This is a genomic window from Ferrimicrobium sp. (assembly GCF_027364955.1).
GTDB lineage: Bacteria > Actinomycetota > Acidimicrobiia > Acidimicrobiales > Acidimicrobiaceae > Ferrimicrobium.
Map to the genome: position 1 here is coordinate 1 of NZ_DAHXOI010000002.1, position 12,696 is coordinate 12,696.

Below are 12,696 nucleotides of genomic sequence, written 5' to 3' on the forward strand. Positions count from 1 at the left end.
ACTTGCCGGCTTTAAATCTATTCCAGGCCGCTCTGTACTTGATCCCATTCTTAGCGGCGTATTCCGAAAGTTTCATACTATCAGTATAGTACGGTTCGCCATAAACATTCCACAAATCGCCACATAATTATACTACTAGTTCAAACACACCTCGCCAGACCCAAACGCTCTGGCCGAAGTGACACGATATCTAGGGGTACATTCGGATGCTCAAAGACGGTGGGCCATCTAGCTCCTGAGCAGAAAATCAGCCTCGTCCTCTCCAAAAAGCGCCTGCATCATCGCGCGCAGGCGTGGGTGTCGTTCAAGTGTTCGATCCTCGGCGATGATCGCACGGGCATGCTGGCGCGCCTCGAGCACCAGCTCCCGATCCTGGCTTAGCGAGGCAACCTTCAGATCGGTCCGGCCAGCCTGTCGCCCACCCAACACCGTTCCCTCTCCCCGTAACGCAAGATCGACCTCCGCAAGGGCGAAACCATCCTCGCTTGCCACCAACGCACCAATCCTTGCTCGTGCCACCTCACTATCGGCCTCCGACAAGAGACAACAGAAAGACTGCTCGGCTCCGCGTCCCACGCGGCCCCGGAGCTGGTGAAGTTGGGCTATCCCAAACCGATCCGCATCCTCGATGATCATGACCGTAGCATTCGGGATATCGACGCCCACCTCGATCACCGTTGTCGCCACCAACACATCGATCTCTCGACCCCGGAAGGCGGTCATCACCTCCTCCTTGGCCTTGGAGGGCATCTTGCCATGGATCAACCCCAGCCGTAGGCCCGCGAGTTCCGCCTCTTGGAGGCGTTCAAATTCATCAGTTACGGCTCTGACCTGCAGCTTGGTACTCTCATCAACCACTGGGCACACAACGTACCCCTGGTGACCGAGATCCACCTGTTGTCGTAGGAGTGCGAAGGTCTCAGCCACCTCAAGCGGCGATCGCGCCCACCGTGTCTCGATCGGACGGCGCCCCGGAGGCAGCCCTTCGATGATGGAGACATCCAAGTCACCGTAGACGGTCATGGCGGCGGTACGAGGAATTGGTGTCGCCGTCATCACCAAGGTGTCGGGTGAGCTACCCTGTTGAGCGGTTACCCGATCAGTCAATGCTGAACGCTGCTCGACGCCGAAACGATGTTGTTCATCAACAACCACAAGCCCCAACGAAGCGAACTGGAGCTCATCGTTGAAAAGAGCATGCGTGCCGATCACGATATCAAGACTGCCATCACGAAGTTGACCAAGAAGTTTGCGGCGACGAGCAGCTGGCGTGGATCCGGTCAACAAGTCAATCGAGACTGGCCGAGGGATCCCCGCAAAGAGGCGACCGGTCGAGGCATCAGGAGTCTTGGTCTCGGCGATCAGCGACGTGATCGACCGGTAGTGTTGCTCAGCGAGTACCTCAGTCGGTGCAACGAGCACCGACTGGTGGCCACTCTGGACCGCAAAGAGCATCGCCACCACCGAGACCAGCGTCTTTCCTGACCCCACATCTCCCTGCAACAGGCGATGCATCGCCCGATCAGAGCTCATGTCCTTGGCAATCTCCCCAATGGCGCTCAACTGGCCCACGGTGAGCTCGTAGGGAAGACCGGCGAGGAACTCCTCGACGAGACGAGCCTCGCCCGGCACCAATGGATGCGCATCATGCACTGTCGCAACCGCAGCCGCTTCACGCTCCGCACGCATCTGCGCTAACTTGAGCTGCAGCAGAAAGAGTTCGTCAAAAGCCACGCGTCGGCGTGCTGCTTGTCGGGCAGCCTCGTTGGCGGGAAAGTGCAGCTGCCAAAAGGCTTGATAGACGTCATACATACCGAGATAGCCACGCAACGAAGGGGGGAGCACATCCACAAACTCTGAATAGGTCGAGAATACCTGTGCTATGGCGCGGGCGATATCGGCCGAGGTCAGGCCGGAGGCCTCTCGGAGCGAATACAGCCCAACAATCGCACCGGTCTTATCCCCGATCGGATCAACCAGCGGGTTTGTCATCTGTCGACGACGCCGAAACAGCTCAACTCGCCCGAATACCGCGACCTCACCGTCGATCGATGCAAGCTGCTTCGCCCGGTAGGGTTGGCCAAAGAAGGTGAGGGTGACTTTGCCCGACGTATCCACCAACTGCGCCTCCACCAGCACACGACCACCTCGTGTAGGAATCCGACGGGCGTCCATAATGCGCCCGACTAGAAGCACCTGTTCACCAGGGACTGCCTCACCAATCGCGACCTGGCGCGAACGATCGATATACCGACGCGGAAAGTAGGTGACGAGATCGTAGACGCTCTCGACCCCAAGCGCCTCCAAGGCGCGAGCACGACTAGGGCCGATGCCCGAGAGTTCCTGCACGCTCAGCCGAGTCAACTCGTCTAGCCGAACTACCGCACTCACGAGGGACTGAACCTCCACTTCTGACGTTGATCACAGGCTAGTACGGGCGCCATCCCAAGAGCGGGCAACGTCGCGCAACTAGGAGGGACGACCGCACGCCACGGCCAACCTCCACGCTTCGGTTGACACATCCGCGCCATACCACAACACGCTAGGAACTGAAGCGTACGCTAACGTCATGAGCTCCACCTTGCCTGACCCTGGATCTATCCCGCCACGCTCTTGGCCCCGCCAGACTCTTGGCCCCGCCGTGGCCGCTACGAAACGTTGCTGCCACAGACCCGTGGCTCACGGTCGCAACGAAGGCTCAGCAATATTCCCGCGTCACTCGACGCCAATCAAAAACGGGTACAGAGGTTGATCGCCATGGAGTACCTCCACTGTCAGTTCGCGATAGATCTCCTCTACGCTCCTCGCGATCGTGGTTGCAAGCCCAGGGTCCACACCCTCCCCGATCAGTAAGGTGACGATCTCGGACCCTTCATGCACCAGCGACGCGATCAACGCTAACACGACCTGCCCAAGGTCATCGGCGGCGGCGACAATTCCATCCGCACTCAGGCCGATAAAGGAGCCCACCGCGAAGGTCCCATGTTCGTACGTTCCAGCCCTCACCGCGGTCGTGACCTCTCCCCAAGAGACTCGGCGCGCAGCTTGGGTCATACGTTCGAGATTGACGGCACTCTCCGACTCAGGATCAAAGGCCATCAATGCTGCGAAACCCTCGAGCACATTCACGGTAGGGATGATCAAGACCTCTTTATCGACCAACGAAACCACTGACTGCGCAGCCGCCTGGATGTTGGAGTTGTTGGGGAGCAGCAACACCGAGTCGGAGTTCGCTGATTGCACCGAATCCAAGAGCTCCTTGATGGACGGGTTTCTGCCCTGCCCACCCATCACCACCGACTGGACACCGAACGACTTAAAGAGTCTCGCTACGCCAGCACCGGCCGCCACCGCAACCACGGCCGTGCGTTGGTCCAGCTGCGTAGCGGCCGGTGACGCAAGCCCCTCGCGCACCCACGTGAGTTCATCAACTTGATGGACGAGGTCGGTGACGCCGATGTCGGAGACCTTACCCGCCTGGATGCCTGCCTCGATCGCAGGACCGATCTCGTTGGTGTGCACGTGACACCGGTACACGCCCTCGGCACCGACCACCACGATTGAGTCACCGATCCCTGACCAAACCGTCTTCATGGCCGCAACCCGCTGATCGCTGGACTCAAGCGAGAACATCACTTCAAAGCGCATCGCAGATTCTCCAGCACTGTCGAGTTCAACCGACGAGAGGTCAGGCAGAACGGGGTCGGTGAGATCACCGGCGTGTTCAAGCCAGGGATACACTCCCGCGTCGGCGACCTCGATACCGAGCGCATCGGCGAACGCCTCAAGAACCACGATCAACCCCGCGCCGCCAGAGTCGACAACCCCAGCACGCTTGAGCACCTCCAGCTGTTCGGGGGTCTTCATCAGCGCTTCTCGCATGCGTACCAGACTCTCACTGATCGACTCAGTCGACGTCGCTGCGCCGGCAGCGATGACGCTTAAAATGGTGCCCGCCTTCGGATTCAAGACTGCATTGGTGGCAGCCTCAGAACCTTCGACCAGTGCGGTGTGCCAGGCCTCCACCAGGGGATTATCACTCGACAACCCCCGCAGCATCGCCTGAAGAATCTGCGAGAGAATCACACCCGAGTTTCCGCGAGCGCCAAGCAGGCTCGCCTTGGCAACCACGCGATACCAGTCGGTGCCCAGCTCGCCGCCTAATTCATCGAGGGCCTTGACGCCAGCGGCCAGCGTAGCGAGCATATTCGAACCGGTATCACCGTCAGGGACTGGGAACACATTCAACCGGTCAACAGCGGCGTAGTGCCGTTGCAAACCAACACGCGCCGCGCGCAAACCCTCTGCAACCTGATTGGAACGCCGAAACTGCCCTGACTCCACTCAGGGCATGATAGCCTAGAGGGTCGACTCTTGAGTCCAGTTGTTTAAAACCGTTTCCGAAGGGAGCCCCATCGTGGCAAGCGTGTGCGAAATTTGTGGCAAGAAGCCCGGCTTTGGAATGAGTCTGTCGCACTCTCACAAGCGCAACAAGCGTCGTTTCAATCCGAACATCCAGCGCATCCGTGTGCTTGAGAATGGAACCTCTCGACGAAGGAACGTCTGCACCTCCTGCATCCGGACAAACAGATTGGTAAAGCCCTAACCCGACGATGGCCGAAGCCAAGCGCGCCATTCTCTGGCAATCCTTCGGATCACCCGAAGCAGCTGATGACATCTGGCCCTTTCTGGAAAACGTCACTCGTGGACGTGGCGTACCAGAAGATCGCTTGCGTGTCGTAGCCCAACAGTACCTCGACACCGGTGGTGCAAGTCCTCTCAATGCGCTGAACCGTGAGTTAATACGACGCCTCGGCACATCGCTTAGCGAACGCGCAGTGGATCTCCCTATCTACTTTGGCAACCGTAACTGGCATCCCTACCTCGCTGATACCATCGAACAGATGGCGCACGACGGTGTCAATGAAGCGCTCATCATTCCAACCTCGGCCTACAGCTCGTACTCAGGCTGCCGCCAGTATCGCGAAGATCTCGAGGGGTGTGAGATTCAATTTCAAACCCACACCATCAAACCTTTCTCTCAACACCCGCTCTTCCTTGCTGGCGAGATCTCAATCCTCGCTGACTACCTAGCCACTCACCCGCTGGCCGAGCCTGGAGTGACTAAGATCTTTGCGACCGCCCACTCGATTCCGACCGCAATGGCACAGACATGCGAGTACCAACAGCAGCTGATCAACGTCTGTCACCATCTCGAATCTCTGCTCCCAGACGAGATCACCATCGAACTCGCCTACCAGAGTAGGTCCGGCAACCCTCGGACTCCCTGGCTGGTCCCCGATATCGGAGATGCCATCGATGATGCCTACACCAACAACCCAAACCTTCGCCAGATCATCGTTGTCCCCATTGGATTCATCAGCGATCACCAAGAGGTGCTCTATGACCTCGACATCCTTGCTCGCGATGGGGCAACTCGCTATGGCCTCAGCTTTGATCGGCTACCAACCGTTGGCACCACGCCAGCATTCATCGAGATGGTGACCCAGCTGGTGATGGCTTGGCTCAACGGAGATGACCCAAATGACAAGATCCCCGGCGCCGAACTCCTATGCCACCAAACCTGCTGCCTCTCCGGAGCCTAACTGATCGAGTTCCGCGGCGCAGTGCCCACCGGTCTACCAGCTGAACTTGTCTAAGCGCGAGGGTAGCGACTGGGCGCAGCACCTCCAAATGCCATACGGTCAAGACTCCTCCCGATTGGCAACATCGGTTCGCCCTCACCATCATCGTTCTCTGGTCAACGATGCGGTGCACCTATCGGACACAAGCGGCCTGTTGCACGGACCAGAACGGCCTATACCAACTTTTTTGTCGCCATCACTTGGCACCGGCACTTGGCCATCGGCACTTGGCCACCGGCACCTGCCATCAGCACCCTCACGAACGCTTGCCTCTATCGTCGCTCCAGCTGATACGCGCCGGCCTACCCCTTCGACCGAGCTTTGACGGCTTGATCGAACTCCTCCAGTTGGATGGCGAGTTCTTTAGGCAAGTGATCCCCAAAGCGGGCGTAGTGCTCCTGGATCAGCTCTACCTCTGTCACCAGTTCTTTCGTGTTCATCGCAAAAAGCTGATCGTAGCCTTCTGGTCCGAGCTCCAACCCTTCGACATTGAGGTCTCCCTCCGAAGGGATCGTGCCCAACGGGGTATCGACACCCGCAACTCGCCCCTCGAGACGATCGATGATCCAGGCCAGAACACGAACATTGTCTCCATAGCCCGGCCAGACAAAGCCCCCATCAGCATCGCGACGGAACCAGTTCACGAGATAGATCGTTGGCAACGCTTGCGCATCCGTCTCGGCCATGCTGAGCCAATGCGCAAAATAGTCACCCATGTGATAACCACAGAACGGCAACATGGCAAATGGATCGCGCCGCACCCTACCGATGGCACCTTCAGCTGCCGCCGTCGTCTCGGAGGCCATAATCGAACCCAAGAACACCCCATGTTCCCAGGTACGCGCCTCGGTCACGAGTGGGACCAAGCTGGAGCGCCGTCCTCCAAAGAGCATCGCCGATATCGGCACCCCATCACGCTCACTCGCGAGGTTGGGTGCTTCGTGGATGGAGACCGTGAAACGCGCGTTCGGATGGGCTGCGGGACCCTCGCCGGTATAGGGCTTGCCCTGCCAATCGATCAGCCCCTCAGGAGGCTCCTTGGTCATTCCTTCCCACCAGACATCACCATCTGCGGTGAGAGCGCAGTTGGTGAAGATGGTATTCTTTGCCACCGTCTCCATTGCGACCGGATTGGTCTTGGTCGACGTGCCCGGAGCAACGCCAAAGAACCCCATCTCAGGGTTGATCGCCCAAAGTCGTCCATCCTCACCCCGTCGCAACCAAGCGATATCGTCGCCCACCGTCTCGGCTCGCCACCCAGGTCGAGTCGGCACCAGCATCGCGAGATTGGTCTTCCCGCACGCACTAGGAAAGGCTCCGGTCACATAATAGACCTCATTCCTTGGCGAGGTCAGCTTAAGAATCAGCATGTGTTCGGCCAGCCACCCCTCATCACGCGCCGCCACAGAGGCGATCCGCAGCGCAAGACACTTTTTCCCGAGCAGAGCGTTGCCGCCATAGCCCGAGCCATACGACCAAATCTCTCGGGTCTCGGGGAAATGGGCAATGTAGGTGTCCTCGGGGTTGCACGGCCAGGCAACATCGCTGCGTCCAACCAGTGGATAACCAACCGAGTGCACCGCAGGGACAAATGTGCCGGCGGCATCGATCGCAGCCAAGACCCGATCATCAACGGTGGCCATCGTCATCATTGAAAGGGCAACATAGGCAGAATCGGTAATCTCAATCCCATAGAGCGTGAAGGGTGAGCCTACCTCACCCATGGAGAATGGGATGATATACATCGTTCGCCCTCGCATCGCTCCCGCGTAGAGGGTGCGCATCATCTCTTTCATCTCGGCCGGCGCACGCCAGTTGTTGGTCGGACCAGCGTCCTCTTCGCGTTCTGCGCAGATGAGGGTTCGGCTCTCAAGACGAGCCACATCCCGGGGATCTGAACGAGCCAGATAACTCCCAGGTCGCAGCCGCGGGTTAAGCGGCTCAATGGTGCCAAGCTCTACCAGTGTGGAGACGAGCATCTCTTTCGTCTCGGGATCTGCGTTCAACACTAGGCTGCGTTCGGGTTGCATCAATGCGATCCAATCATCGAGCCAGTTCACTACCTTTGGATTCGTAAACTCCATCAGTTCCTCACTCCTCCCTCGCTATACCTGACCGAGTCATCCAGACGGGCAAGGCAAACGATGCACCAACTTTATAGCGTGCTCAACACAGTAGATTGATTATGCCAAACTTATTGCGGCCAGAACAAGTTTTCAATCAATGATCGGAGTACGGTGACGGGTCAAGAGTGGGATGAACTCGCTCTCATCGAGGGTATTACCCAACGAGCCAAGTGGGATCCGACCCAGGAAGTTCTCGGTGATGATGCGGCCGTTATGCCAGCTCAAGGCACCTCGCTCGCCCTCTGTGCCGATGCATTGGTCCAAGGAATCCACTTCGATCTCGCCTATTGGACTCCGGCCCAGATTGGGGCCAAAGCGGTGACAGTCAATATCTCTGATCTTGCGGCGATGGCTGCTGCGCCACTCTGGATCCTCTCAACGATCGCTGCACCCAAAAACTTCGATGTCGAGGCACTCCTCCTCGGGATCGAGAGTCGGGCACAAAGCTACGGTGCCAAACTCATCGGAGGCGACCTCACAAGATCCGACTACGTGGTGGTCTCAGTCACCGCCATCGGGTCCCAACTCTTACCACCGCTGCGCCGTGGAGGCGCGCAACCAGGGGACACGATTTTTGTCACTAGACCCCTTGGCCTGGCATCGGTCGCCCTCTCACGCCTCTCACAAGCTGGCCAAGTCGATGATCGCACCCGGAGTGCACTCCTAGATCCTAGTGCACGCGTGGAGGAGGGCTTTGCCGCTGCTCGAGCTGGAGCAAACGCCGCCATCGACATCTCGGATGGATTGGCCCTCGATCTTCACCGACTTGCCAACGCCTCCGGTGTTGGCTTCCACTTGCACACGGTGCCAATCGCCCCAGGCGCGGGTATCGCCGATGCTCTTGGCGGAGGTGAGGACTTTGAGTTGCTCTTTACGGCTCCTGATCCACATCTCGTCTATGGCGAGTATGCCAAGGCACGCCTCGCACAGCCATTTGCTATTGGCACCATCGTCTCTAGTCCCACGGACCGTACGCTCAACAATGCCCCATTGGATCCAATGGGCTATCGACACTGAGTGGATGCAACGCATCCGTACTATCCGGCTCCGCCGGCAATGCAACCGACACGCTAGGCTAGATGTCGCTACACTGGAGAGATCCTACACGCATGAGGAGGAAGACAATGGGACTATTCGACAAGGTCAAGGAGCAAGCACAAACGCTTAGCCAAACCGCGACCGATGCTGCCCAAAAAGGTCAGGTGAAGCTCGATCAGCTCCAAGTGAAACGTCAACTCGATGCATTGTATCGCGAACTCGGTACCATCACTTACCGTGGTGTGAACGAAGAGATCACCCCAGAAGTGCAGAAATCCGAGACCGAGCGTCTTGTCACTGCTATTCATGCGCAGGAGGACCAGATCAAGCCGGCCGCTGATAGTGGTTCGGCAGCTGGTGAAGGCCAGGCCGCACCGGAGGCCTAGACCGTCCCCTCGTTCCTTGGGCGACCAGCACGAGGTACGACCAACACGAGATACAGAGTCGGCAATGGTCGCAACACCGGCAACAAAAGTCACCCCTCCGCCACTTCGACACTTAGGACTTCGACACTTAGGAGATGCGTCGTGGCGAAGGGGATAATCCTGTTGAGCGAACCGAGTTCGCCTTCGGTCCAATGAGGAGTCATATGACGGCCTATCGCCCCCCCTATCGTCGCGCATTCACGATCCCCGTCGTCTTGGCAGTTCTGTTCATCCTCGTTGGACTCATACTCGGACAGACACTCGGCAGCCACGAGCGGCTCGTCAATCAACGCAACGAGTGTCGTACTGGACAGGTGGCCGTCGCCGAGACAACCGTCGTCCAAGCCACTAGCCAACATGCCTCCTTTGCGATTCTTACCATCACGCCTCGAAGGGGTATCGCATGTACATTGGCGGGTTACCCAACGCTCGTAACACCTAGCTTGAGTGACATCGTCGTGACGCATCTCGGGCCACAATTCGGCCTGACTCCGGTCACGCTCACGGCAACGCCAAGCGCCCCCGACCGGGTGCTAATTTCCCCGGCGACGACACCGTACGGACTCCGACTCCCGAATACCGATGGCCTCGTCATCATCGGTCACCATGCCAAGCCCACAATCACCCGCTACTCGATTACCCCAATCTTTGCGAGCAAGGATACGACAACCATTCGCGCACTCGCCACCACGGACCTCAAACCATCCCGCTCGTAGGCGACGCTGGAGACATCGGTTGTAGATTCGTTAGCGTGGACCGTCAATGCACCCAACACCTCCCCCAGACACCGTCCAAGCCAATGGCGTTCTCTCAGCTCGCGTAACCGCTAACCGCTGAGCTCCTGGAACGGGCGCTCGGCTGCGGCAAATTCGTAGTCGAGATAGGGAATCCACTCGTCTCGAACGAGGCCGAGGAGTATGATGGCCGAGGTGCGGCCACGCGGAACCTGTGGCGGTCGGTGCAGCACGAAGTTTGTCTCAGACAACAGGCGATCACGTTTCCGCGAGTTGCAGGACCGGCATGAAGCAACCACGTTATCCCACCGGTGTGGTCCACCACGGCTACGAGGAATCACGTGATCGACGTTCTCGGCTGGTGCCCCGCAATACTGGCACCGATATTGATCACGAGCGAAGATAGCTCGTTTCGTGGGTGCGACTCTTCGCAGATGGGGAACACGCACAAAGTAGCGAAGCCGGATCACCGACGGCTCGGGGATCACCATGCGAGCCGAGTGCAAAAGCGTGGAGGTACCTAGCTCCACATCGGCCTTGCCAACAACAACCAGGCCAATAGCCCGATGGGTCGAAACAACACAGAGAGCCTCGTAGCTCGCATTCAGAACGAGGACCCCTGCCATGGCGTTACCTGACCAGCCTCGTCCCATCACCACAACAGCGATACTCAAAAGCGTATCCCCGCAGGGCAGGGGTCTTGGGCTCGAAAGAGATGCCGTAGGCGACATGGCGACCATCAACGCGACGCTGACACAGCTTGTGAGGGAAGAACTCCCCAACTAAGCGGCTATCGGCACCCGACCGATTATCACGCATGGAATCTACTCTCCATAGCGCTAGTCTAACCGCCTCCAACTAGCACGCTCCCTTGCAGACCAGCGAAGAAAACGCAGCACCTCGCTGTAGTCCATGGATCCTCCGTGGCCAGCGTAGGTCTCCATCCGAAATTTCAACCAAAGAAGCTGCCGCTTCACCGACCACGGACGACCACGTGAACCCAGCGTCAAGGCCCAAAGCTGGCGAAACGCCTCAAGAATCATCCCCGTGGCTCCCGTGGGAGACCGAGCAGACGCTCTCCGATGATTGAGCGCTGGATCTCAGAGGTCCCCGCATAGATCGTGCCTGCTCTCGCATGGAGGAAGACTTCATCCCATGACCGTGTGGAGTTCGGAGCACCCACATCATCAGTCCGAAAGGCGGAGGAGCTTGGGCGCCCTGTGGGCACGAGCGCCTCACCACCCAGCGCATCGACCGCGAGCTCGGTCACGAGTTGATGGTATTCGGACCAAAAGAGCTTAAAGACAGAGGATTGTGCCCCTTGCTCAGTTCCGGCGAGGACATTTGAGAGCCACCCGTAACCCATGCTCCGAAGTGCGAAGAGTCGGGTCTGGCAAAGGACAAACCGATCCAAGAGATCCGCATCGTCGAACGCACCACGAGCCGCAAGTAGCTCGCCTAGACGATCAAGCTCGAATTGGAATCGAATCGGCAGGGTTGCTGCGGCCTCACCCCGTTCGAACCCCAGCAGCGTCATGGCGACGGCCCAGCCCTGATGCAGGCCACCAACCACATGATCGAGCTTTGCGCGCGACCCAGTAAAGAACACCTCGTTGAACTCAGACTTACCGGAGATCATCCGGATCGGGCGGACCTCGACCCCATTGGCTTGGTACCCTACCGAGTTCCGGAGATCTCCCGCGCCGCCATCAACCTCGAGCGGTACCAGCACAAAGGAGATACCGCGGTGCTTTGGTGCCTCCGGGTCGGTTCGAGCCAGTACAAACATCCAGTTCGCCAAGTGTGCCTCTGAGGTCCAGATCTTTTGACCATCAAGGATTACCTCATCCCCGTCCACACGCCCACGCAGGGTAAGTGCAGCAAGATCTGACCCAGCGTTGGGCTCCGAATACCCCTGTGCAAACCGGTAACTGCCATCGATAATCCGGGGTAGAAAGTGTCTCCGCTGTTCCTCAGAACCATGAACGAGCAGGGTATTGCCTAACATCTGGATGCCAAAGTGGTCATTAGGCCCGCCAGTCGGAACCCCAACGGCGGCGCTCTCTTGAGCGATGACAATCTCGCTCTCTACCGTCAGTCCACGACCACCGTACTCTTTCGGCCACGATACGGCGAGAAAGCCTCCCTCGTAAAGGCGAAGCCTCCACCAGTTCACAAAATCGGGAACAGAGTCAATGGCGAGTGCGCCAACACCAGCGAATCCCGCGGGAAGTTCCTCGGCGAGGAAGGATCGAAACTGAAGACGAAACTCCTCAGCAACCTCAGAGAGGGAAAGATCCATCCCTATGCACCCAGAATCGCCGACTCATACCACAGCGGTCCTCGGTCGCGATGGTGCGGCAGCAATCTATTGATCCTCACCCCGAAGCTTCTTGCCCATGGACTTGAATCCACCCTGCTTGAACTGGCGCGACGAGAGATCTTGCAGCGAGGCCCTGCCAACCCTTCGAAGGTTACGCTCGAAGTAGACCGCCGACCCCAACATCACGAGAAAGCCAACAGCACCAAGGACAACAGATATCGTGAACGTAAGGATGGTAAAGGCAAGGCCGACGACAAAACCGAGCGTCGCCCATTTCAGGTTTCTGCCCGAGTGTTTGTAGACCGTCTCCGAGCGAACCCGGTCAGCGAACTCCGGGTCGTTCTCGTAGAAGGTCTTCTCAATCTCCTGGAGAATCCGCTGCTCGTCCTCATTTAGCGGCATGAC

11 protein-coding genes are annotated in these 12,696 nt (G+C 58.4%); 5 read left to right on the top strand and 6 right to left on the bottom strand.

Annotated elements, in window-relative coordinates:
* Positions 1-228: 228 nt before the first annotated feature.
* Positions 229-2,391 carry an ATP-dependent DNA helicase RecG gene (gene recG, locus M7Q83_RS01770; RefSeq protein WP_298334753.1) on the bottom strand — a complete coding sequence of 721 codons (2,163 nt, stop codon included), beginning with the start codon at positions 2,389-2,391 and terminating at the stop codon, positions 229-231.
* A gap of 324 nt (positions 2,392-2,715) precedes the next feature.
* Entirely contained in the window at positions 2,716-4,344 is a 1,629-nt protein-coding gene (locus M7Q83_RS01775; RefSeq protein ID WP_298334755.1) for a DAK2 domain-containing protein, read from the bottom strand.
* Between the two features lie 73 nt (positions 4,345-4,417).
* Here M7Q83_RS01775 and rpmB point away from each other — a divergent pair, with 73 nt between their 5' ends.
* A complete protein-coding gene (gene rpmB, locus M7Q83_RS01780; protein ID WP_308464465.1) occupies positions 4,418-4,606 on the top strand; it encodes a 50S ribosomal protein L28 in 189 nt (62 codons plus the stop codon).
* 7 nt (positions 4,607-4,613) lie between these two features.
* Positions 4,614-5,606: a ferrochelatase gene (locus M7Q83_RS01785; protein ID WP_298334757.1), complete on the top strand. Its 993-nt coding sequence runs from the start codon at positions 4,614-4,616 to the stop codon at positions 5,604-5,606.
* Positions 5,607-5,947: 341 nt separating this feature from the next.
* On the opposite strand, the gene M7Q83_RS01790 is transcribed toward M7Q83_RS01785, so the two are convergent.
* A complete protein-coding gene (locus tag M7Q83_RS01790) occupies positions 5,948-7,729 on the bottom strand; it encodes a phosphoenolpyruvate carboxykinase (GTP) (RefSeq protein WP_298334759.1) in 1,782 nt (593 codons plus the stop codon).
* A gap of 153 nt (positions 7,730-7,882) precedes the next feature.
* Here M7Q83_RS01790 and thiL point away from each other — a divergent pair, with 153 nt between their 5' ends.
* The 3 genes from thiL (at position 7,883) to M7Q83_RS01805 (ending at position 9,950) form a co-directional block, all read left to right on the top strand.
* Positions 7,883-8,788 (top strand): thiamine-phosphate kinase, encoded by a 906-nt coding sequence (gene thiL, locus M7Q83_RS01795; RefSeq protein ID WP_298334761.1) that lies wholly within the window; start codon positions 7,883-7,885, stop codon positions 8,786-8,788.
* A 107-nt stretch (positions 8,789-8,895) separates the two neighbouring features.
* Positions 8,896-9,195 (top strand): hypothetical protein, encoded by a 300-nt coding sequence (locus M7Q83_RS01800; RefSeq protein ID WP_298334763.1) that lies wholly within the window; start codon positions 8,896-8,898, stop codon positions 9,193-9,195.
* 134 nt (positions 9,196-9,329) lie between these two features.
* Complete coding sequence (locus M7Q83_RS01805) at positions 9,330-9,950, top strand: hypothetical protein (protein WP_298334765.1); 621 nt, start codon at positions 9,330-9,332, stop codon at positions 9,948-9,950.
* Positions 9,951-10,060: 110 nt separating this feature from the next.
* Here the strand turns inward: M7Q83_RS01805 and M7Q83_RS01810 are convergent, their stop codons facing one another.
* The 3 genes from M7Q83_RS01810 to M7Q83_RS01820 all read right to left on the bottom strand — a co-directional run bounded on the left by M7Q83_RS01810 (position 10,061) and on the right by M7Q83_RS01820 (position 12,693).
* Positions 10,061-10,594 carry an HNH endonuclease gene (locus tag M7Q83_RS01810; protein WP_366525277.1) on the bottom strand — a complete coding sequence of 178 codons (534 nt, stop codon included), beginning with the start codon at positions 10,592-10,594 and terminating at the stop codon, positions 10,061-10,063.
* A gap of 413 nt (positions 10,595-11,007) precedes the next feature.
* Positions 11,008-12,270, bottom strand: coding sequence for an acyl-CoA dehydrogenase family protein (locus M7Q83_RS01815; protein ID WP_298334769.1), 1,263 nt, complete (start codon positions 12,268-12,270; stop codon positions 11,008-11,010).
* Between the two features lie 66 nt (positions 12,271-12,336).
* Positions 12,337-12,693 (bottom strand): DUF3040 domain-containing protein, encoded by a 357-nt coding sequence (locus M7Q83_RS01820; RefSeq protein ID WP_298334772.1) that lies wholly within the window; start codon positions 12,691-12,693, stop codon positions 12,337-12,339.
* Positions 12,694-12,696 lie beyond the last annotated feature (3 nt).

Excerpts from the sequence above, each read along its gene's own strand:
- M7Q83_RS01805 (WP_298334765.1), top strand. The coding sequence starts at position 9,330 with ATGCGTCGTGGCGAAGGGGATAATCCTGTTGAGCGAACCGAGTTCGCC.
- M7Q83_RS01820 (WP_298334772.1), bottom strand. The coding sequence starts at position 12,693 with ATGCCGCTAAATGAGGACGAGCAGCGGATTCTCCAGGAGATTGAGAAG.
- M7Q83_RS01810 (WP_366525277.1), bottom strand. The coding sequence starts at position 10,594 with ATGGCAGGGGTCCTCGTTCTGAATGCGAGCTACGAGGCTCTCTGTGTT.
- M7Q83_RS01800 (WP_298334763.1), top strand. The coding sequence starts at position 8,896 with ATGGGACTATTCGACAAGGTCAAGGAGCAAGCACAAACGCTTAGCCAA.
- M7Q83_RS01815 (WP_298334769.1), bottom strand. The coding sequence starts at position 12,270 with ATGGATCTTTCCCTCTCTGAGGTTGCTGAGGAGTTTCGTCTTCAGTTT.
- M7Q83_RS01785 (WP_298334757.1), top strand. The coding sequence starts at position 4,614 with ATGGCCGAAGCCAAGCGCGCCATTCTCTGGCAATCCTTCGGATCACCC.
- M7Q83_RS01790 (WP_298334759.1), bottom strand. The coding sequence starts at position 7,729 with ATGGAGTTTACGAATCCAAAGGTAGTGAACTGGCTCGATGATTGGATC.